This window comes from Bacillus sp. 7894-2 (assembly GCF_002272225.1).
GTDB lineage: Bacteria > Bacillota > Bacilli > Bacillales > Cytobacillaceae > Cytobacillus.
In genome coordinates this window covers 16,139-38,390 of sequence record NZ_NPDG01000069.1, presented here as the reverse complement: position 1 = coordinate 38,390, position 22,252 = coordinate 16,139, and the positions used below count along the sequence as shown (strand labels likewise).

At 44.8% G+C, this 22,252-nt stretch carries 20 protein-coding genes and 1 pseudogene; 10 read left to right on the top strand and 11 right to left on the bottom strand.

Going from position 1 to position 22,252, the window contains the following annotated elements; all coding sequences use genetic code 11:
- Positions 1–52: 52 nt before the first annotated feature.
- Positions 53–463: a GNAT family N-acetyltransferase gene (locus tag CHI10_RS10860; protein WP_095244310.1), complete on the bottom strand. Its 411-nt coding sequence runs from the start codon at positions 461–463 to the stop codon at positions 53–55.
- A gap of 177 nt (positions 464–640) precedes the next feature.
- On the opposite strand from CHI10_RS10860, the gene CHI10_RS10855 reads away from it, so the two are divergent.
- From CHI10_RS10855 to CHI10_RS10840, 4 genes are all read left to right on the top strand, one after another.
- Positions 641–2,410, top strand: coding sequence for a sensor histidine kinase (locus CHI10_RS10855; RefSeq protein WP_095244309.1), 1,770 nt, complete (start codon positions 641–643; stop codon positions 2,408–2,410).
- Entirely contained in the window at positions 2,379–3,110 is a 732-nt protein-coding gene (locus tag CHI10_RS10850; protein WP_095244308.1) for a LytR/AlgR family response regulator transcription factor, read from the top strand. Before CHI10_RS10855 ends, CHI10_RS10850 begins: the two co-directional genes overlap by 32 nt.
- A gap of 210 nt (positions 3,111–3,320) precedes the next feature.
- Positions 3,321–4,772 carry a carbon starvation CstA family protein gene (locus tag CHI10_RS10845; protein ID WP_095244307.1) on the top strand — a complete coding sequence of 484 codons (1,452 nt, stop codon included), beginning with the start codon at positions 3,321–3,323 and terminating at the stop codon, positions 4,770–4,772.
- Between the two features lie 203 nt (positions 4,773–4,975).
- On the top strand, positions 4,976–5,896 hold the full coding sequence (locus CHI10_RS10840; RefSeq protein WP_095244306.1) for a ketopantoate reductase family protein: 921 nt from the start codon (positions 4,976–4,978) through the stop codon (positions 5,894–5,896).
- Positions 5,897–5,938: 42 nt separating this feature from the next.
- Here CHI10_RS10840 and CHI10_RS10835 read toward each other — a convergent pair whose 3' ends face one another.
- Entirely contained in the window at positions 5,939–7,774 is a 1,836-nt protein-coding gene (locus CHI10_RS10835) for a M6 family metalloprotease domain-containing protein (protein WP_286137302.1), read from the bottom strand.
- A 209-nt stretch (positions 7,775–7,983) separates the two neighbouring features.
- On the opposite strand from CHI10_RS10835, the gene CHI10_RS10830 reads away from it, so the two are divergent.
- Genes CHI10_RS10830 through CHI10_RS10820 form a run of 3 tightly spaced genes read left to right on the top strand, consistent with a single transcriptional unit; the run spans position 7,984 to position 9,662 of the window.
- On the top strand, positions 7,984–8,172 hold the full coding sequence (locus CHI10_RS10830; protein ID WP_095244304.1) for a hypothetical protein: 189 nt from the start codon (positions 7,984–7,986) through the stop codon (positions 8,170–8,172).
- The gene (locus tag CHI10_RS10825; RefSeq protein WP_095244303.1) at positions 8,172–8,369 is read left to right on the top strand and encodes a YwbE family protein; all 198 of its coding nucleotides are present in this window, start codon (positions 8,172–8,174) and stop codon (positions 8,367–8,369) included. The genes CHI10_RS10830 and CHI10_RS10825 overlap by 1 nt, the downstream gene beginning before the upstream one ends.
- Positions 8,370–8,408: 39 nt before the next feature.
- Positions 8,409–9,662: an ATP-binding protein gene (locus CHI10_RS10820; protein WP_095244302.1), complete on the top strand. Its 1,254-nt coding sequence runs from the start codon at positions 8,409–8,411 to the stop codon at positions 9,660–9,662.
- Positions 9,663–9,703: 41 nt separating this feature from the next.
- Here the strand turns inward: CHI10_RS10820 and CHI10_RS10815 are convergent, their stop codons facing one another.
- Positions 9,704–10,312: an exonuclease domain-containing protein gene (locus CHI10_RS10815; RefSeq protein ID WP_095244301.1), complete on the bottom strand. Its 609-nt coding sequence runs from the start codon at positions 10,310–10,312 to the stop codon at positions 9,704–9,706.
- Between the two features lie 70 nt (positions 10,313–10,382).
- Positions 10,383–10,607 (bottom strand): hypothetical protein, encoded by a 225-nt coding sequence (locus tag CHI10_RS10810; protein ID WP_095244300.1) that lies wholly within the window; start codon positions 10,605–10,607, stop codon positions 10,383–10,385.
- A 106-nt stretch (positions 10,608–10,713) separates the two neighbouring features.
- Between CHI10_RS10810 and CHI10_RS10805 the strand changes: the two genes are divergently transcribed.
- Together CHI10_RS10805 and CHI10_RS10800 are read left to right on the top strand one after the other, a co-directional pair.
- A complete protein-coding gene (locus CHI10_RS10805; RefSeq protein WP_095244299.1) occupies positions 10,714–11,442 on the top strand; it encodes a DUF3784 domain-containing protein in 729 nt (242 codons plus the stop codon).
- A 69-nt stretch (positions 11,443–11,511) separates the two neighbouring features.
- On the top strand, positions 11,512–12,468 hold the full coding sequence (locus CHI10_RS10800) for a calcium/sodium antiporter (protein WP_095244298.1): 957 nt from the start codon (positions 11,512–11,514) through the stop codon (positions 12,466–12,468).
- A gap of 35 nt (positions 12,469–12,503) precedes the next feature.
- On the opposite strand, the gene CHI10_RS10795 is transcribed toward CHI10_RS10800, so the two are convergent.
- The 5 genes and pseudogenes from CHI10_RS10795 to CHI10_RS10775 form a co-directional block, all read right to left on the bottom strand.
- Positions 12,504–13,727, bottom strand: a complete 1,224-nt coding sequence (locus CHI10_RS10795; RefSeq protein WP_095244297.1) for an MFS transporter — start codon at positions 13,725–13,727, stop codon at positions 12,504–12,506.
- 85 nt (positions 13,728–13,812) lie between these two features.
- Entirely contained in the window at positions 13,813–15,279 is a 1,467-nt protein-coding gene (locus tag CHI10_RS10790; protein ID WP_095244296.1) for a cbb3-type cytochrome c oxidase subunit I, read from the bottom strand.
- A complete protein-coding gene (locus CHI10_RS10785) occupies positions 15,272–15,823 on the bottom strand; it encodes a cupredoxin domain-containing protein (protein ID WP_095244295.1) in 552 nt (183 codons plus the stop codon). Before CHI10_RS10785 ends, CHI10_RS10790 begins: the two co-directional genes overlap by 8 nt.
- Positions 15,824–15,957: 134 nt before the next feature.
- Positions 15,958–16,757: pseudogene (locus CHI10_RS10780) on the bottom strand (GNAT family N-acetyltransferase).
- Positions 16,738–17,220, bottom strand: a complete 483-nt coding sequence (locus CHI10_RS10775) for a DinB family protein (RefSeq protein ID WP_095244294.1) — start codon at positions 17,218–17,220, stop codon at positions 16,738–16,740. Before CHI10_RS10775 ends, CHI10_RS10780 begins: the two are co-directional and overlap by 20 nt.
- Positions 17,221–17,360: 140 nt before the next feature.
- On the opposite strand from CHI10_RS10775, the gene CHI10_RS10770 reads away from it, so the two are divergent.
- Entirely contained in the window at positions 17,361–18,875 is a 1,515-nt protein-coding gene (locus CHI10_RS10770) for a glycine betaine uptake BCCT transporter (protein WP_095244293.1), read from the top strand.
- Between the two features lie 43 nt (positions 18,876–18,918).
- Here the strand turns inward: CHI10_RS10770 and CHI10_RS10765 are convergent, their stop codons facing one another.
- Complete coding sequence (locus CHI10_RS10765) at positions 18,919–19,782, bottom strand: AraC family transcriptional regulator (protein ID WP_095244292.1); 864 nt, start codon at positions 19,780–19,782, stop codon at positions 18,919–18,921.
- Between the two features lie 357 nt (positions 19,783–20,139).
- Complete coding sequence (locus CHI10_RS10760) at positions 20,140–22,227, bottom strand: catalase (RefSeq protein ID WP_095244291.1); 2,088 nt, start codon at positions 22,225–22,227, stop codon at positions 20,140–20,142.
- Positions 22,228–22,252 lie beyond the last annotated feature (25 nt).

Genomic DNA, 22,252 nt, shown 5'->3' with positions numbered 1-22,252 from the left:
TCCTCTTTTAGATAAACTAAATTGTAGGGATACCCAGCTTCCGGTTCTCCTGTTACTGCTTTCCTGATTGATTATGATAATTACGCTGCACCATTCCCGAAGATTTGATCATTCCGAACTTTTCATAAAACGGCTGTAATTCAGGGTCACACATAATATCGATCATGTAAATGCCGTCCAGCTCTTCAAGCATCCGGGTGACCAGCTTTTGGCCGATTCCCTGCTTCTTGTATTCAGGCAGTACTTCAAGCAGTGGAATGTAGGCAGATAGCACTCCATCGCTGATTGCTGTGATGAATCCAGCCACGGCATGTTTATCACGGTCAACGGCAAGCACAATCTTCGTGCTGTTTTTTAAAAGCTTCAGATGTTTTTCCGGGCTCGGCGGATTTGGCCATCCGTCAAAAAAACCGTCAAGCATATCTGGTGATATTCCTTCTATATTTACTTTATATTCGATCATTTTTTCAGCTCCATTATTATCGGAAAAAAGCAGTTAAAAATCCTGCTAACAAGATATTTTCGACAATTATTTATAAAATGCCTGCGATTTTTTTGAAAAATTCAAACAGGCCATTTTTCATTTACTCTTTAATCCATTAAAATGATGATAATAGACTTGGTTAAAGGGGCATAAGGGATGCTTGAACTGCTGATTACAATGCTGGAGCGGCTTGGAATCATTGTCACCATTGCGCTGATTCTGACAAGATTCCGCTTTTTCAGAGAGATGATTTATGGTGAAAGATTAAAACGGCAGCACGAGTATAAAGCCATTCTTTTTTTCGGTTTTTTTGGCATCATTGGAACCTATTCCGGATTGGCCTTTAATACAGACACACTGCAGTTTAACCGCTGGGCATCCGAGCTTGCTTCTGATGAAGCCATTGCCAATTCCAGGGTGATCGGGGTCGTGCTCGCCGGATTGCTTGGCGGCCCTAAAGTAGGAATTGGCGCAGGAATTATCGCTGGACTCCACCGGTTTACGCTTGGAGGCTTTACCGGGATTGCCTGCGGGCTGGCGTCCATAGTGGCTGGGCTGCTTGCCGGCTTTTTCCGCCGAAAGAACGAGCATGTGAAGCTATCATCAGCTTTCTTCATTGGTGCTGCGGCTGAAGCCGTGCAAATGCTGATTATCCTTGGAATATCACGGCCCATTGAAAAGGCGGTGGCGCTTGTCGAAATGATTGGGATTCCTATGATTTTAGCCAATGGGCTTGGCAGTGCCTTATTCCTGCTGATCATAAAAAATGTCATTAACGAAGAAGAAAAAGCAGGTGCTTTTCATGCACAGAAAACGCTGCGGATTGCAGACCAGACCCTTGCCCACCTTCGGGAAGGCATCAATCATAAGTCCGCTCTGGCAGTCTGCCTGATTTTACATAAGGAACTTCAAATGAAAGCAGTTGCCATCACCAATCACACTGAAATTCTTGCCCATGTCGGCCTTGGAAATGACCACCATCGTTCCGGAAGCCCGATTCAGACCCAGATCACACGGGATGTCATTCAACACGGTGAAATTGCTGTTGCCAATGACCAGTCCATTCATTGCCGGGAGGAAAACTGCCCACTTGGTGCAGCCATTGTCGCTCCTTTAAAGCTGCGCGGCGAAACAATCGGAACGCTGAAGTTTTACTTCACTTCGGAAAAAGAAATGACAAATCTCGTGATGGAGCTGATTTCGGGACTCAGTGTACTCCTCAGCAATCAGATTGAAATCGCTGAAGCTGATAAAGCCTTCCAGCTGGCAAAGGAAGCTGAAATTAAAGCGCTGCAGGCGCAAATATCACCGCACTTTTTATTTAATTCATTAAATACGATTATCTCCCTTGTGCGGATTGAACCTGCCCAGGCACGGAAATTGCTTGTTTCACTCTCCCATTTTCTGCGCCAGAACCTGACGGCCACAACTGTCAGCTTTACAACTCTTGAACAGGAACTCAGACATGTAAAGGCCTATCTGTCAATTGAAGAAACCCGGTTTGTGGATCGGCTCGAAGTCATATACGACATTGAAGAAGATGCCCTATTGGAGAGAATCCCGCCGCTCACTCTGCAGCCGATTGTGGAAAACGCGGTAAAGCATGGGATTAAGAACAAGGAACAAGACTGTATCATTATGATCAAAATTCAGAAACAGGACGGAATGACGATAGTAAAGGTGAAGGATAATGGACAGGGAATGAGCCGGGAAAGAGCCGAACAGCTTGGCAAGGAAACCCTGCAGTCAGAATCGGGATCAGGACTTGCATTGTACAATGTAAACCGCCGGCTGACCATGATGTTTGGTGAGGAAGCTTCGCTGCAAATTGCAAGCACGCCGGGCATAGGCACTGACATCCAATTCGCCATTCCGAAAACGGAGGAAAAAGCTGATGGAAAAAACGATCCGAGCCTTAATCGCTGATGATGAACGCTACAGCAGAGATGAATTAAAGCATTTACTGGAGGAATTTCCTGCAATTCAGGTTGTCGGCGAGGCTGAATCAGGTGAAGCAGCGGTGATGAAAGCCATCCAGCTTCAGCCGGATGTTGTTTTCCTTGATGTGGAGATGCCCAAAATGAATGGGATGGAAGCAGCCCAATCCCTGCACGAGCTGAAAAAAGTGCCGCTTATCATCTTTGCAACGGCCTACCCGCAGTTTGCTGCTGAAGCCTTCCGCTATGAAGCGACCGATTATTTACTGAAGCCCTACGACGAGGATCAGCTCGAGCAGACCATCAGGCGAGTGGAAAAATTGATTGGCGCCAAAAAAGAAAATGATATCGGCAAGCCGGCGGGCAAACTGGCTGTTGAAGAAGATGGGGAAATTTTATACCTGGAGCCAAAAGAGATCCTCTATATCGGCCGGGACGAAAAAGTATCCCGGATTATCACCAGGACCGGAGAGCATGAAACCAAAACCCCGCTGAAGGACCTGGAGAGCAGGCTTTTACCCTTCTCTTTTTTCAGGATTCACAAAAGTTACCTGGTGAATCTGGATTATGTAACTCGGCTGACCCCCTGGTTTAACGGGGCCTATCAGCTTGAGATGGAAGGCCGGGAAGAACTCTTGTCTGTGAGCAGGAACTATGTGAAGGCACTGCGGGTGCGATTGGAATTGTGAAAAGCATCGGGGACGGTGCTTTTTTGTTTTTTTTGGTGGGGGGGTAGCTCAAAATATAGCGAATTTTCGAATCATTCACATCTTTCCATGCATCTTAATCCCCCTTCATTGCCTTTTAATCTTCATTTTTTACATGTTGGACACAAATTGTTCAAATTTTCTCCTTCTTTTATATAATTAATGTAAACGCATTCATAAAGGGGGATTAATATGATTACTTTTTTATCCTGTATTGCACTTTTAATTGTAGGTTATTTTACGTACGGCAAGTATGTTGAAAAAGTGTTCGGTGTGAAGGAGGCACGAACAACACCTGCCTATACACATGCTGACGGTGTGGATTATATCGCCATGAGCACGCCAAAGAACTCGTTAATCCAGCTGTTGAACATTGCTGGTACCGGCCCGATATTCGGTCCGATCATGGGAGCTCTTTACGGGCCTGCAGCTTTTATCTGGATCGTGGTCGGCTGTATTTTTGCCGGTGCTGTTCATGACTATTTAACAGGAATGATTTCCATCCGCAACCGCGGCGCACATTTGCCTGAGCTTGCGAGCAAGTTCCTCGGGAAAGTCATGAAGCATGTTGTGAACGCTTTCGCTGTTCTGCTTCTGTTATTGGTTGGTACGGTGTTTGTTACGACTCCGGCTGATCTGCTTTATGTGGTGATGGATCAGAAGGTATCTGTAACCCTCATCATTGCTGCAATTTTCATTTATTACATTTTGGCGACTTTACTGCCTGTTGATAAAATTATTGGCCGCTTATACCCATACTTTGGAGCATTGCTTTTAATCAGTGCACTTGGGGTTGGTATCGGGTTAGTTGCGACCGGCGCTAATATTCCCGAAATTTCACTGCAGAATTTCCACCCGGCTAATGCACCTATTTTTCCATTGCTGTTTTTCACGATTACTTGCGGTGCTCTTTCCGGCTTCCATGCGACACAGACACCGATTATCTCCCGCACAACTCAAAATGAGAATCAGGGACGCAAAATTTTCTATGGCATGATGATTGCAGAAGGAATTATCGCGATGATCTGGGCGGCTGCTGCGATGAGCTTGTTTGATGGCTATAACGGATTAAGTGATTTCCTTGCAAACGGCGGTCCGGGAGCAGTCGTCAGTGAAGCTTCCACTATGATGCTTGGTGCGATCGGCGGAACACTTGCTGTTCTTGGAGTTGTTGTTCTTCCAATCACTTCAGGAGATACGGCTTTCCGGAGTGCACGGATGATTATTGCTGATTATATTAATTTTGCTCAGAAGAAATTCTCAAGCCGTTTGTGGATCGCTACTCCTTTGTTCGCGGTCTCACTGGCACTAACGCAAATCGACTTTAACATTTTATGGAGATACTTCAGCTGGGCAAACCAATCAACAGCGGTCATCGCACTGTTTGTCGGTGCCATGTACTTGTATATCGCAAAGAAAAATTACTGGATTTCGCTTATTCCTGGCACATTCATGCTGCTGATGGTCTTAACGTATATCTTAAACGCACCAATCGGTTTCGGATTATCCTGGAATACTGCCTGGATTGGCGGTGCAATCGGTACAGTTGCTCTTGTAGCCCTGTTCTTCTCCGCTGCTAAAAAAGCTCGGGCGAATAATCTGCCGCTTGAAGAGGATATTTCCGGCTGGAAGAGATCTGCTTAATGGGCTGCTGTAATCCCAAATACCGGGAAGCAGTAAATGAGGAAGAGAAGAGAATAAATGCGCAAGGTGAAGCTTCTCTCTCTCTTTCTATTAAATTACTTTTTTGCGTGGTATCCATAATCGGGGTATTCTTCTATTTAACTTAGCAAAAAGTGCACGTACATGCGTGCACTTTTCCATTTAACCAAAGGAGGCACTATAATATGAAGATATTAATAGTCGGAGCCGGAGCCATTGGTGGCTATTTTGGCGGAAGGCTTTTGGAAAAAGGTATGGATGTTACTTTTTTGGTAAGGGAAAAAAGAAAGCAGCAGCTTGAGAAATATGGGCTGCGCGTGGAAAGTGTTCATGGAGAAATGGTGTTTTCGGAACCAAAAACGATTCAGGCTGGAGAAAAGGCAGATTCATTCGACGTCATCCTGCTCTCTACCAAAGCTTATCATCTTGAGGGAGCCATCAGGGATATCCGTCCATACACAGACAATAATACTATGATTCTTCCTCTCTTAAATGGAATTGCCCATATGGATCAGCTGACAGCTGCTTTTCGAGAAGAGAACGTTCTCGGGGGACTTTGTTTTATTGAAACCACTCTTGGTGAAAATGGGACAGTGGTTCATACCAGCCCTGTCCATGACTTGGTTTTCGGGGAGCGTTCCGGCGAAAAAACGGAGCGGATTTTAAAGCTTCAAGAGGCCTTTTCAGGTACAAAATCAAACTTTCGACTCTCTGAAAATATCGAACAGGAGATGTGGCATAAGTACCTGTTTATCTCCACACTTTCCGGTGTCACCTCCCTGTTCCGCTCACCTATCGGTCCGATCCGCGAGCAGGCTTTCGGATTGAATTCGATTAAAGAGGTTCTAAAAGAGGCATCTGCCATTATGAGAGGCCTGGGTGCTCCGCTGGCTGAAGGGATTGAAGAATCCCAGATGAAAAAAATACATGAAATGGGCTATGAAATGAAGTCCTCCCTTCAGCGCGATATGGAAAAGAGGCAGGCGATCGAAGCTGATCACTTCTTTGGCTATTTGCTGGAGAAAGCTGACATACTGGATTTGAGTGCCCCTGTTATCGGTGCCCTATATGCTAATTTGAAAGTATATGAGAAAAATAGTCTTTAAACAAAAATCCGAGCAGGTCACCCTGCTCGGATTTTCAGTCTATTATTTTGTGCTGCTGTTCGAGTTATAGAAGAATTTCGCTGTGATGGATCCATCCGCTTTTTCTTTAATGTCTGTTACATGGATTCCGGAGTCAGCCGGTGTTGAGCTGTTGCCCTTCCAGAAATAGTAAGAGCCAGTATGAACCTTTCCGGAGACAGGTGTGATTTTGCTGCCTGTTTTGAAGAAGTCACCTGCATCACCGCGGTTTTTATTTTTCTCTAGGTCATACTTCCCATCAGCCTGAAGGACAGATAATCCGTAATGTGTTACAACTGTTCCGTCACTCGCTGTTTCGGATTGGTTGTATTGGAAGCGTTTGTTCATCCAATTTTCAACATTGTTTGGACGGAAGCCGGCTGTCTGGTACAGGTTGATGATGTTCTCATCTACATGCCACGCCACTAAGCCTTTAGCGTCTTCACCCTGGCGGATAAACCCTTTATTAAAGCCGTCCTGCTGAACGTTTTCAAATAGGAAGTATTCAGTACCATTTGAGCCTGGCACCTCCATTTTGACAATGCCGTTGTCAGCATCTGCTTTATTGATTGCAGGCAATGTGATTTCCTGCACGCCATCCTCGGGTTTCACTTCAACCGGATTTACCCATCCTAAGAAAATCTTAGAGAATGGATCAAAGTGTGCCGGAGAGTTTCCGCCAAATTCAGGTTTATTCGGATAGCGCAGCCATGATCCGCCTGCCATCATCGAGTAGTTCCCTACCCCTTCAGAGCTATAAACCGTATCATAGAAATCAGGCAATCCCAGGGCATGTCCAAATTCATGGGCATAAACCCCAGTTTGAGCAGGGAATGGACCTGTTTTTGCTTCATCATTATACGTATTTGTTGCTGCATCAAATCCGGCCACGTTACCGCCGATTCCTGGCTGGATGTTGTAATTGTTAACGATTACGCCATCATACGTCATATCTTCTTTAACAGTTTTGTTTATCCATGCTTCTTCAGCCATTCCTTCTTTTACTGGTGCCGGCTGGCCAGTTTCATAGTATTTTCCATAATAAAGGGCACTCAGGATATTCCACTTATGAGACCAGAACTGGGCCGGGTCACGGCTGAATTCAGCCCCTGTTCCTTCATGAATGACGAAAACGTTAGGCACTTCCCCATTTTCAGCATACTTTGAAAAGTCAACCTGATCGTCTGCCGCTTTCAGCAAGTCGCGGATGAATTCACCTGTATGGGCATCACCATTGACGTTCCCATTTACATATTTACCGCCTTCAGCATATTTACCTTCCTGATCCAGATAGTAGGAAGCACCTTTTGGCATCTCCACCCAGACAAACTCTGTATTTTCCTTGCGGACCAGGTTCGTTTTTCCATAGCTGGATTCTTTATAAGCGTTTTGCATCGTGCGGTCCTTTGGAACATCAGGTCCATCATATTTCTGGAATTGAGGAAGCTCGTAAGGATTATATTCTGTCCCAAAGATTAAATCCTCATAATATTTAGCCGGAACTTGTCCAGGCATATCTCCAACCGGCTCATCGCCTTTCGGATACTTTGCCAGAAGAACCAGAACTGGAATATCCCCTGTTGCCTCTTTATATGCCACATGATTGTCGCCAGGCTGCTGGAATTTCGCTCCTGCCTTGGCAGCTTTCTCAGCCGGATCTGCCTTTGACAGATCGATTCCCAGTTCCTTCGCTTTTGCAGCAAGCTCTGGAGACGCACCGACATGATGTGCAAGATTGATTTGATACTTGTTTTCCTGCTTAGCCTGTGTATCTGCCGGTCCGGCTCCTGCAAAAACGGCACTTCCTGCTAAAGCAAGGGTTAAAGCTGAAGTTGATAGAACTTTTAACAATATACTCACTCCCTATAATCTATTTCTGTAATCTAAATATTATAAAATATTCAGTATTTTCGAAATAGGAGGAAAGCATGGTTTTGTATGGAATTTCGTGATACTAAAGACTTATTTTTCAGAAAAGTTACAGGTGAAAAGAATATTTCTCTGAGAAATTTCCTTTAATAGGTTAATGATTTATAATAGAGGGATATGTAAATAAAGGAGACTCTAACATGACTAATATAGAAGACAATGCACCAAAGAAAATCAGCCTTAAAGAAGCAATGAAACAGCAGCTAATGAATAAAAAGCAGGGTCAGTCAGGCGGAACGTTCAATAATGCTCCGGTTAAATCCACGAAAGCGCTGAAAAGCCAGCAGACTAAGAAGACCAATAATCAGCGGAAACGGACAGGTGTGTAATGGAGGGTCAGAATCGCGCTGCCATAGCGCCAGGATTAAAAGTGAAGATCGTTCTTAAAAAGGATCAGCGGACAGGTGTGCTGACAGAAGGAATTGTGAAAGACATTTTAACGAAGTCCCCTTCCCATCCGCATGGTATTAAAGTAAGGCTTGAAGATGGGCAGGTTGGCCGGGTAAAACAAATCCTGCGCCCATAAGAAGCGGCCTTTTAATTTGATAACTCACGGAGGAGACTATTGGTTACACTGATTAAACCTTTATTGGTAAATATTACGATACTATTCTCATTTACGTTTAACGGAAATTTGCTTTTTCCCTATCAGACAAAGGCACCCCTTACCTTTAAGCAGAAATTGATATATGGCCTGCTTGGCTCATTCGGGGCACTTCTGTGTATGTTTTACCCCATTGAAACACTGGGGGAAACCCATTTTGATTTGCGCATGGTCGCGATCATGATTGTGACACTGTATGCTGGATGGCTGCCGGGATCCATTGTGATGCTGAGCACCGTCATTAGCCGCTATGTAATAGGCGGCCAGTTTATTTATATTGGAATTTTGGTATCTATTTTATCATTTGTGATTACATTTTCCTTTAGGAGGGTGTTTCTTAATTCCAAACACCGGGTGATTACTGGCTCATTTATTCTCTTTTTTTATTTTTATCTGTATATAGCCATCCTTGCGACAGCCGTCATGTTTCTGGACACCTTTTTTTATCTGACCTACTTCGCAGCATTTTACCTGACTTTCATTGCTCTAATACTGATAATTGAGAGTCTATTCAGAACGAATAAACAGATCAGTGAAATGGTGTATATGGATAAGCTGACAATGGTCGGCCAGCTGGCAGCTTCGATTGCCCATGAAATTAGAAATCCTTTATCCACTGTGAGGGGCTTCATTCAATATTTGAGCCAGGATACGGCGGATGAGAACTTTAAAAAGTTCTCCCCTCTCATAATTGAAGAACTGGATCGCACAAACAGCATCATTACCAACTATCTTAAAGTCTCAAAGCCCGAACAGTTCCATCTGGCTAATGTCCCCCTGCATGAGGTGATCCAGGATTGCGTCCTGCTCATGAGGCCGCATGCTTCTTATTCAAATGTAGTGATTGAGTACGGGAATAAAGGGCCGTTTTATGTGAGGGGTGATGAAGATCACCTGAAACAGGCCATCATGAATGTGATCAAGAATGGCATTGAATCAATTCAGGAAAAAGGAAGAATCTCTATAGATACTTCACCAGATTATTTTCTTAATACGGTTAAAGTAACGATTGCGGATAATGGGCGGGGTATGACATCCGAGCAATTACAAAATATCGGTCTGCCTTTTTACACAACGAAAACTAAGGGAACAGGCCTGGGGAGCATGGTGACGAACAAAATCATTCGTGAAATGCAGGGAACGATTGAGTATGATAGTGAAATCGACAAGGGGACGACAGTCAACATCACCCTTCCTTTGCTGAAGAATGAATAAGAAAAAGAGTGCCGGATGCACTCTTTTTCCTGTATAGACTTTTAGCCAAGCCGGCCTTGGGCTGCTGGCTGGTATTTCCTCATCGGGCCTTTTGCCAGAACATCACGCAGATAGAAGTCACCGGCCGGATTTGTTTTTTTCAGCAGTTCTAAAAGGTATGTAATATCATCCATGGCGCGGTGTGTCTGACTATCCGCGATCCGGTGGGATTGAAGAAGGGTGAGCAGCTTGCTGTCTGCAAAGCCGTATTCCTTCCATGGAACACTTCTCATTGTGCAATACCATTTTAATTCGTTAATATCTTCAGGGTACATCCGGTATAAAAAGCTGCGGTCAAAGGATGCATTATGAGCGAAAACCGAATCAGCGTGAAAAAAGTATTTTTTAATCTTGATATCATCAAAGTATTTTCCGCTGACCGCTTCATAAGGAATACCGTGGACTCTGAATGCACGGCTGTAATTGTTTTTGGCCGAGTTGCTGATGGGCTCCCGCAGGAAGGTGGATTTATCCTTTATATCAAGAATCTCCCCTGTGTCGGCACGATAGGAAAATAGCTTTAATGCCAGTTCGATGATTTCATCGGAATTTGGTCCAAGCCCCGTGGTCTCCACATCCAGCAGCAATCCCAACTTTTCCTCGTTTTTCATGGCCTGCCTCCTCTATAGATTTTAAATTAAGCATATAATAGAGGAGTGCTGAAAGCCAGCGGAACCGCTCTTAGATTTTTTTATCATTTTTCAGGCGGTCTACATAGTCCGCATGATAATTCTGGTGCATGTATTCGCGGTTTTTCATGGAATAGAAATATCCTGTTGAAAGAGACAAAAATGCGAATAGAAAGCCTACCCCAAAGCCGAAGCTGTGGTAGCCCATGACAATGCTGACAACGGTAGTGATCAATAGCGTCACCAATATATAAAATAAAATGTTTTTGTTTTTCAAGGATGTGCCTCCTCATATATAAAACTAAAAATCTGTCTTATTATTATACCAAAACCGAAACAAAATGGACGCTTTATCCGTAAAGAATAGCAAGGAGGTTTTTGCCATGATTGGACTTGTCATTACTCAAATTTCTGTAATCCTGCTCTTCCTGATTCTAGGATGGGCTGTACGATTCAAAAAAGCTTACTGGCTCATTTCCGGTTTCGCCTCGCGGTCTGAGATCGAAAAAGAACAATTAATTAACAGCGGTTATCCGCAAAAAACCGGCAGCCTGCTCATTGGCACCGCTATCGGGATGCTGGTGCTTCTGCCTTTATCATTTACCGGATTCAGATTTGCAATGGAAGTGCAATTCGGCTTTATGATGATTGTTTTACTTGGGGGATTCATTTATTTATCGAGATATGAAGTGCCGGCTAAAAGAAAACGAAGTTATATTATTTCTCTCATTATTATCATTGTGACCCTTGTGCCCCTCATTTACCTGACTGTCTCCAGCCATAAAGGCTATGAAATGGCATTAGCAGAGCATTCATTTGAAATCTCCGGGATGTACGGAGACGAATGGGAATATCGGGATATTCAGTCTGTTCAATTATTGAAGGAGATGCCTGAGGTAACCTGGAAGCAGAATGGAATCGGCCTCCCCACCCTTTCACAGGGACATTTTAAAGTGACAGGCTATGGCAGCAGCTTATTATTCATACAGAAAGGCCATACGCCGATTCTGTACATTGATCTTAAAAATGAGCAGATCTTTGTGAACAGCAAAGATTCCGCAGAAACTGAAAGCTGGTATAAGGTTATGGAAGAACAAACAGATATCAAATGAAGCCGCAACGGCTTTTGATTGAATCCATAAATGGATAATCACAGTAAAAACAGGAGGTGACTCGTTAAGGTGTCATATTTACTTTTAATTATTGGATTTTCTTTATTGATTGCAGGGGCAAACTTTTTTGTGGATGGGGCTTCTAAAATTGCGGGGTTTCTGAAGATTTCCCCGCTGCTGGTCGGGCTGACAATCGTTGCATTCGGAACGAGTTCACCTGAAGCCACTGTCAGCATTCTCGCTGCACTGGATGGAAATGCCGATGTGGCTATAGGAAATGTTGTCGGCAGTAATATCTTTAATATCACGCTGGTGGTCGGTGTGACCGCCATGATTTTTCCTTTAAAAGTCGAAAGTGCAACCATCCGCAAGGAGATTCCCTTTACTTTGCTTGCCACTGCCGCTCTTATGATTTTCATCAGTGATAAATATCTTGACTCTATCAGCAGCAATGTGGTTTCACGCAGTGATGGCCTTGTGCTGCTGCTCATATTTGCCGTATTCATGTACTACTTATTTGAGGTGGCCCGGGAGAGCCGAAGCAGCACAGAGTCTGCTTCTGTCAAAACAAGTCCCGCCCAATGGACAAAGCAAAGTCTTTTAACGATTGCCGGATTGGCTGCCATTATTTTTGGCGGTGACCTGGTTGTTAGAAGCAGTACAGAGATCGCCTTTTCATTGGGGATGAGTGAAACATTGGTCGGCTTAACGATTGTTGCCATCGGGACATCTCTGCCGGAACTGGTGACCTCTGTCGCTGCTGCCATAAAAAAAGAGAGTGAAATTGCTTTAGGAAATATCGTAGGAAGCAATATCTTTAACATCCTTTTCGTCCTTGGGGCATCCGCTGCCATATCCCCACTTCCTGTGGACCCTAAAATGTTCATCGATATTACAATCTTAATTCTAATTACAATCGTGCTCCTTATCTTTTCAAGAAGCCATTATGCCATTGGAAAATATGAAGGGGGCTTTCTCGCAGCCTCTTACATTATTTATTTGATTTATATCATAATGCGGAATTAATTACAGTGCCGGTCCTTTTGGGCCGGCATTTCTTTTTAAGCGGAAGTTGTTTCAGAAAAATACTGCTGCTTCCCGGGTTTTAAAAGCTGCAGGCAGACATATAGAGAAAGAAGTAAATTCAGGACTGCTAAAATGACAATCGTATAGCGGAGCGGAAACAGGTCACCAAGAACACCGATAACCATGAGCAAGATAATCTGCGTAAAGCTTTGAATGACACCGATCACGCTTGTCATTCTGCCCATGATTTCAACAGGCACATTATTTTGGTAAAAGGTTTGATATCCCGCACTTGAAAAGGCATTAAAAATGCCGAGTACAGTAAATCCAATAACAACCATAATAAAAGAGTCTGCCAATGCATAAATCATATAGCCTGCAGCCACCAAAAGCATGCCATAGCCCATGAGCTGTTTAATACTAAGCATTTTTGAAGCGATGGTGATAAAGAGAGCTCCCACCGCAAAGGCGATTCCCGTGATGCTGACAAGGAAACTATAGTCCGCTTCTGTCAGCCCGACAACATCCTGGATAAAAACAACCTCCTGCGAATCCATTGCGAGAGAGAACAAACCAAATGCCAGGAAGCATCCGTAGACAGAGATGAAAAAAGCCTCTCTCCTGCCAAACGCAATGACCTGCTTCCAATCATCCCGGAGCGTTTCATAGGCTGACGTTTTGATTGAAGCCTCCCCCAAATCTTTATCCATGTCCGGCAGCAGCCAAATGATGACAGCTGAAAAAATAAAAGAAGCCGCATTTAGAAAGATGGCTGTTTCAATGGTTCCAATCAAGAATAAGCCGCCGGCGATGGCTGGTCCTACGATGAAAGCGCCTGAAGTCACAAGACTGTTGATAGAGTTAAATCTTTTTCTGCTTTCGATTGGAACCAGCTTGGTTATATACGTGGCGGAAGCCGGCATAAATAGGGCTTTCGCTATGCTGATCAGAAAGAGGACTACATAAATGAAGCTGATGCTTCCGAGAAACGGTATCAGCGCTACACCTAGTGCCCTGGCCACATCCGTCCAAATCATGATGCTCTTTTTATTCTTCCGGTCAATCATGCCCCCGCTCCATGAATTGGTTAAAACGGAAGTGATAGGGCCGATAATCCATAAGCCTGCCACAGCGGCAGCCGATTTGGTCATTTCATAGACAATTAGATTAATAGCAATCAGGTAAATGAAATCTCCCAACCTGGAAATTCCAATCCCCGTCAGCAGTAATGATGATATTTTCCAATTAAATTGTTTCATAGATCACCTGTTTATATTTAGGGTTTTTCCAATTATTAGTATAACATGAAAAAATGCCCCGGAGAAACTCCAGAGCATTCAGCAATCAGCCAGCAGCTGAGTTTTTATTGTAAGGTACGTTCGTGCCAACACTTCTTAAACCGGCAAAAAACCTTGCGGTGAAGATGATCGCAGCCAGAACGATAAAGATTCCGCTGACAGCGCCTATCTGGTCGGACAGTACCCACTGCGGCAGGTGCTCTGCCCATCTTCTCGGAGCACTGATTCCGCCGGCATAAAGGAATGAGCCCACGAGACCCGTAAAAAACGTAAAATAGAGCGCAATGGTGAATGTATCGATTCCCCTGTGCTGCTGATTGCCTTCGGTTTTATTGAAATAATACATAAATCCGATAATCATAGCGACTACACCCATTCCCATATACGTATGGAAATGGCCAGGAACCCACTTCGTGTTATGCATCACATGATTGACAACAATGGTGGCATCAATGATGGCCGGAATGGCTCCTGCCACCCAACCGAACATGGAAAGGAAAAACAGGCTTGAAGCAAAGTCCCATTTCATCCGCGAGCGGTAGACAATCATCAGTGCTCCGTAGGCCGTAACGACCATAACGGGCAAGCCGTTTGCATAAGAAAACACCTGTCCAATGATGAGCATCCATTTTGGCACTGCAAAGTCCATCAGTAGATGGTGCGTATAAATCATTAAGGTAAAAAGTGTCGAGCAGTTCCAAGCAATTAGAAAAACTTTATTAGCTTTCCAAGGCCGTTTTGTATATTCTGACAGGACCTCATAAACGGCAATAACAGCCATATAGATGGTGCAGTTGGCAAAGATATGGCCGAATGCATAGGTAAGATGCTTGGCAAGCATCGGATCTATCGTAATGGCCGGATTGATAATATTCACCAGTGATGCGGCCAGCACCGTGGCCCCTGCCAGCAGTGCAGTCGAGTTGGTGATGATGACCATGGCTGTAGCCACGACAGCAGCAGGCGGCCCGTATCCTTTCTTCCCCCTAAAAATGATATCCCATCCAAGCGCCTTTCCAAGGCCTCCATAAACTGCTGTCAGTCTTGCAGCCAGGTACATGTACAGAAGTAAAAAGCCAATGCCGAGAATCAGCATGCCAGATAAGAAGAAAACTGCCCCTGCAATCCCATACATTTTGGCTGACTGGGCAGGAAGCGGATATAAGAACGTCCATCCATCGGAAAAGTCAAAGACAAAAATAGCGATGAGAACCATTGTGACTCCGGTTAAAAAAAGGACAAAGTTTACAATGAGGATGGCAGGGTTAAGCTTTACGTATTTAGACAGGAAGTACCATAGGATGGCCGTTCCGCCCAAAGCCGCGATGCCAACCATGCCTGTACCGTGTGCAGTCATGATTTTATAAAACCACTGCGGTGTGATGCTGATCATTTCCCCCTGATTCATCAGCATAATGACCCCAAAGATCATCATAAGAATTATAACAAGTGCAGTCACTGCCAGGTGCCATATCACTGCTTTCCTGGCTAAAGGGTGAATGCCTTCATTCATCAGATGCTCCCCCTTCCGGTTCTACAACAATTTCTTTGACCATCACATGATGTCCGGTTGAACAGTATTCAAGGCATAATATCTGATACGTTCCAGGCTCTTCAAATGTATAATATACGGTATTGGTATATTCAGGCATGGCCTGAGTTTGTGCGACAAGCTCCATTTTTTCATTATATAAGCCGAAACCGTGGGTAACATCCGAGGCTGTCACATCAAATTGAACTTTATCCCCAGCCTTAAACCTTTCCTCACTCATCTCCCACGCATATTGGATTCCAGTTACCTTCACTACCTTCGTTTCACTAAACCCTTCCGCTTCTGCCTGATTGCGGTCATACGGCAGCCTGCCAAGCGTCATAACAGAGGCAAAAGCCATAACGGCAATAAGTCCGAGAAAATAGAATTTCCTGATTTTATATCCTTTTTCCTGAATGGCGCTATATTCACCGCTGCGCTTGGATTCACCGTAAACAAACGCAAAAGCCAGCGCCAGCAGGAAAACAAAGAAAACAGTTGCATACATTGCGATAAGCTGATACATTTCTACCCCTCCCATAAAATATTCAACAATCCCCCAAACCCTATTTTATGGAAGCGTAAAAATTAATTCGGTGATTTATGTCCTATTCGACGATTTTTTTAAAATTTTTTCACAAAAAAAATGCCCTGGATTTTTCAGAGCATTTTCTTCTCTATCGTGTACATCATCCAAAAACCTATATCTTCAAATCCGATGCGTTTTAGATTGCACCGGCTGCCGGGTTATCATAAAACAGGCACAGCTCTTTATTTTCCGAAAGAAGCTGGCGGCAGAGCTTGACCATGCACTGAGTGGCATACCCCTTCTTCTTGAATTCACTGTCTGTTGCTACCCCTACAACCATGGCTGAAAGGGAATTTTCAGCTGTTGTTGAAGCAGTGCTGACCATCTTTCCATCCTCTTTGATAAAGAAGGAACGGGATGAGCCATCCTTTAGCACCCTGCGCTTTCGTTCAACAGTAATGGCTGAATCGCTGAATTCAGGAATGCTGTTCAGAAGCTCCACCAGCTGTTCTGCATCTTCAGGACCAGCCTGGCACACTGCTGAAACTTCAACACCTTCAGCATTTAACTTTATGCATTTTGCATAATAGGTTTCCCGCTTTCTTTTTATGCGGTGAGAAACATAAGGTTCAATTTTCGCCGTTACAGCTTTCAGGCCGGACATCATTCCAAAGTTCGCGTCCTCGAGCATTTTCTCCCCAAATCCCTTGGCGTCAAAGTCTCCTGCTGCATAGGGGATGAAATTTTCTTCGTATTTTAATAAAACGGCCTTTAATTTGCCGTCTTCCCCAATGTCCCCCCACACCTTTTGAAAGTCCTGTTCATAGCCGTATGCTTCAATATCTCCAATAATGAACAGATTCTCAGCCGGCTGCTGTTTTAAAAGACTAAAGCACATTTCATGATCTTGTTCAGTAAGTTGTCTGATCATATTTAATTAATCTCCTTCCGATCAAATTGGCTGATACAGGCGGGAGATTCAGGTCCCTTGCCCAAACTGACAGCTGTCCAATGTGATGGATTTCATGGGCAATCACATGGTTCAAGATGTCTCCCTTTTTATATTGCTTCTCCATCCATGGCGGTGTAACAAACTCATTGTATTGGACTGGCCATTCCTCCTTAAAAAAGCGTTCTAATCCCCGCCGGTATTCTTCAGAGAGTGCCATTACTTTATCCAATTGGGCATAGTCGGAAAACAGAGGATCCTTCACTTCCTTGCCCTGTACCACACAAATCCAGCTGTATTCTACATCTGCTATATGAAAGAGGGTTTCCAGAATGCCTCCAACTCCTCCAGTCCGGCTGGCATTCAGCTCTTCGGCTGAGAGCTGACGGCACCATTCAAGCCACTCATCACGCACTTGCCAGTTATAGCGGAATAATGTCAGCAAATTCACTTACCTCCTTGTCCAGATACCTTTGAATTTCGTCAGTATATGGGAATTTCCTGCAAATTTATTTTTCCGCCGCATAATTACTAACCATATATTGAATCCTAAAGGAAGCAGCATGAGAAGAAAGGGGATTGCATGTGAAGAATAGCTTAATGGTTTTCTATATATCGGTCGGAATTTTATTATTGCTTGTTTTATTCGGTGTGTTTGTCCCGGATTCACTGGAGAGTGTTACAGCCAATTTGCAGGCTTTTATCACCGATAAATTCGGCTGGTATTATTTGATTCTTGTTTCGTTTATTGTCATTGTTTGTTTATATTTTTTAATCAGCCCTTTAGGAAGAATCAAGCTTGGGAAGCAGGATGATAAACCGGAATTTTCCCGCCCTACCTGGTTTGCGATGCTGTTCAGTGCGGGGATGGGAATCGGGCTGGTTTTCTGGGGTTCAGCAGAACCGATTTATCACTATGCAGTCGGGTCTCCAACCGGCGGTGCTGTGGGGACGGACGAGGCGATTAAGAATGCGATGAGATATACGTACTTCCATTGGGGTGTCCATGCATGGGCGATTTATGGAATTGTTGCGCTTGTGCTGGCATACTTTAATTTCCGTCATGGGGAACCCGGTTTAATCAGTGCCACCTTAAAGCCCATATTGGGAGACCGTACACAGGGGGTTACAGGAAAAGTCATTGATATTCTATCAGTAGTAGCAACTGTCATCGGTGTGGCAACAACACTGGGGTTTGGAGCTGTACAGATTAATGGCGGATTGTCCTATTTATACGGCCTTCCTGTCAATTTCACAGTGCAGTTTATCATTGTCGTGATCGTTACGGTCCTATTTGTCCTCTCAGCTCTTTCAGGACTGGGAAAAGGCATCAAAATTTTGAGCAATGCCAATATGATTCTTGCGGCTGTTCTATTTGTTCTGGCGTTCTTTCTTGGACCGTCATTATTTATACTGAACCTATTCACCAATACACTTGGAAGCTATCTTCAATATTTGCCCGGCATGAGCCTCAGGATTGCGCCGCTGAATCCGGAGGTCAGGGAATGGATTAATGGCTGGACGATTTTTTACTGGGCCTGGTGGATTGCCTGGGCGCCGTTCGTTGGCATTTTCATTGCCCGTGTTTCAAAAGGGAGAACGATCCGGGAATTTGTCTTTGGGGTTCTGCTTGTTCCGTCACTCATCGGCTTCATCTGGTTTGCCACTTTTGGGGGAACAGCCATTATGCAGGAGCATCAGGGCACAGCGAAGATCTCTGAATTGGCTACTGAGGAAGCATTGTTTGGCGTATTCTCCAACCTGCCGATGGGAACGGTGCTGTCGATCATCGCCATCCTGCTTATTTGCACATTTTTTATTACCTCTGCCGACTCCGGCACCTATGTCCTGGGTATGATGACAACAAATGGCTCACATCACCCAGGCAACAAGATTAAATTGGTGTGGGGTATAATGCTGGCTGCCATTTCATTGGTTCTGCTTTATTCCGGAGGACTGCAGGCACTGCAGAATACAATGATTGCAGCAGCTCTTCCTTTTTCCGTTATCATGGCTTTAATGACCTTCAGTCTGATCAAAGCTCTGCAGAAAGAAGCCAGGGAGCTTGGGATTGGGAAGATCCCGAAGAAGAAGGTTTAGATGCAAAAACCTGCAGATCTGGCATCTGCAGGTTTTTAAATTGTTATTTTACCGGAATCCAGATCTCTGAATAATAATCCTGGCTGGATGCATCACCGGCAGTATACACTTCCAGTTCAGGTGCAGCGGCATGTTCATAGCCGCTTGATGGAAACCATTCCGAGAAGATTTTTTTCCAGGTGTTTTGCATGGCTTGCGGCATGGCACCATGTACTTCGAACACCGCCCATTTGGAGGCCGGAACTTCCAGGGTATCGAAGCTGTCAGGCTTATCACCTTTGAAGCTTGCCCCGATCCAGTAGTCCATGCTGTCAGGCTTCTGGCTGCGGTTATCCACACACACGCCTAGAATTCCTTTGATATCCCCATTATTTAGCTTGAATAGCTTATCGGAGGTTCCGTTACTGTTCACTTCATGCCACATTTTCGGGATGCCTGCCAGATTTTCTTCATTAATTAAACTGAACTCTTTTCTGATACCGGCTACTTGAAAAGTTTCTTTTTCGACAATTGCATATTGCATTGGTTCTGCCCCTTTCAGACTCACCTGGATCACCAGGCGGTTATAGGATTTCAGCTTTCCGGAAAAATTTCTGGCTTCTGTTGGAGTGATGCCATGCTGCCTGCGGAAAGCTTTTGTAAAAGCTTCGGGAGTGTCATAGCCGTATTTATAAGCAAGATCAATCACTTTAAGGTCTGTACGGACCAGGTCCTGTGCAGCGAGAGTTAACTTTCTTTTCCGGATATATTCGCCGGCTGGCATATCTGTCAGAATAGCGAATGTGCGCTGAAAATGAAATACGGAGGAGTTTGCTGCCTCCGCAGCCTTCTGGATTGAAAAATCCTCATCCAGCAAATGCTCCTCTATATAATCAATAGCCTTCTGCAGGGATTCAACCCATGACATTACTGATCACTCCCTTATGTATATCTTATCTTTATCTTTTTTTGGCTGCCTGTCATTTTTTGCTTTGTTTTGGCAGGCGGAATATTAAAGAATTCTTATTTTAGGCGAAGAATACCTGCTGAATGGGGAATTTTTAATGCTGTTTGCTGTCGGGCAGGGGCAGAACAGTATAATACAGGCCGAAACGGAGGATTTACCGGCCAATTATACTGTTTTACCGGCCAAATTCAAGAAAATACCGGCCAATATGAAGCATTTACCGGCCAAATACCTTTCATTATTTCGGTGATACTAATTTAATCAGAAGAGCAGAAAAAAGCCAGCGCCCGTTAACAGGCAGCTGGCTTCAAATGCATTTTATATGGCACGTCCCCAATGACGGTGCATGGCAATCGTATTGATTAAATTCTCACTGGAGGATGTATCTCCGCTTCTGATTTCTACAATCCCCATATCAGAGAGTGTTTGTGATTGCCCCAGCATGTTTAAGGCTTCTGGAGGCAGCAATTCCGCTCCCTCGCCGCCAAACGCAATCGTTTTAAAATGCTTGTAGGCTTCACTGACGAATTCCCTGGCCTGCGGCACCTTTTTCAGCGCTTCTGCACTTTCTTTGCCGCCTGCAGCATAAATGGCATCATACATCACGGAATGAGAAGTCAGGAAGGTTTTCATAACTTCCAGTTCTCCGCCGTCACCTTTAATCATGCCCAGGTTTCTGCTGACAATCTCCGGCATGATCCCAGCCGCTTTCAAGGCTTCCATTACGCTTTTGACTTCTGAATAATCGAACCCATTATCAGCAAGAATGGCTACTTTCCGGGTCTTAGCTGATTTGGCTGTATTCATTTGGCTTAATGCCGGAGAAGAAAGCGTGACTTTGGATTCTGCCGCCGCATCCGGCACCTTCGCGCCGACACCAAGGGCAATTTGTTCAGCCAGGTAAAGATCCACATTACTGAACATATCGACAACCTGCTGCTTTATATCCTTGTTCTGCACCTTGCCAACTTCAAAGCGGAATGCTTCGATAATATGCTCCTTTTCTACTTCGGACATGCTGTTCCAGAACAATTTCGCCTGGCTGTAGTGGTCTTTGAAGCTGTCGCTCCGCTGACGCACCTTGCGCCCTTCGACCTTTTCCTGATAATGAACATAGCCGCCCTCTTCTGCTGTAGCAGGGCTTGGATCATTATTCTGCATCGAGTTTTTATGATAAGCAACCGGCCCTTTGTTGATGGTCATGCGATGATAGCCGTCATACTGATTATTATGGAATGGACATACAGGACGGTTGATCGGAATCTCATGGAAGTTTGGTCCGCCTAAGCGGATCAGCTGTGTATCTGTATAGGAAAACAGGCGGCCCTGCAGCAATGGGTCATTTGAAAAATCAATGCCAGGTACCACATGCCCAGGGTGGAACGCGACTTGTTCTGTTTCAGCAAACACGTTATCCTGGTTTCGTTTCAGGGTCATTTTTCCGATAATCCTTACCGGGACCATTTCCTCCGGCCACAGCTTTGTTGCATCCAGAATATCAAAATCGAAGGAGAATTCATCTTCTTCATCAATCATCTGGACACCCAGCTCAAATTCGGGGTAGTCTCCCATTTCGATGGCTTCCCAAAGGTCGCGGCGGTGGAAATCCGGATCCTTTCCGGCAAGCTTTTGGGCTTCGTCAAAAACAAGTGAATGCGTGCCCAGAACCGGCTTCCAGTGAAACTTTACAAATCGTGCCCTGCCCTGCTCATTCACAAACCGGAATGTGTGAACACCGAAGCCTTCCATCATGCGGTAGCTGCGCGGAATGGCACGATCTGACATTGTCCACATGATCATGTGGGCAGTTTCCGTATTGTTGGCTGCAAAATCCCAGAACGTATCATGGGCCGTTGAAGCCTGCGGCATTTCGTTATGCGGCTCCGGCTTGAATGAATGAACGAGATCCGGGAATTTAATGGCATCCTGGATGAAGAATACCGGGATATTATTGCCGACTAAATCGTAATTGCCTTCTTCCGTGTAAAACTTGGTGGCAAATCCGCGGGCATCACGTACAGAGTCTGCCGAGCCCCGGGAGCCGGCAACGGTTGAGAACCGGACAAAGACTGGGGTTTTCACAGATGGGTCCTGCAGAAACTTGGCCCTGGTGTATTCTGCCATGGATTCATACACCTGGAAATAGCCATGTGCGCCAAACCCGCGGGCATGAACAACCCGTTCAGGGATGCGTTCATGGTCAAAATGCGTCATTTTTTCCCGAAAGTGAAAGTCCTCCATCAAGGTCGGTCCGCGGGTACCTGCTTTCAGTGAATGCTCATCCTCCGAAACCTTTACCCCTTGATTCGTCGTCAGTTTCTTGCCTGCGTTATCCATGCGGAATTCCTCAAGCTGCCTGTCCTTGCTGTGTTCATTTACACCTTTGTTTTTCGGATCCTGTTTCAAATGTTCATTCCTCCTTATATTTAAG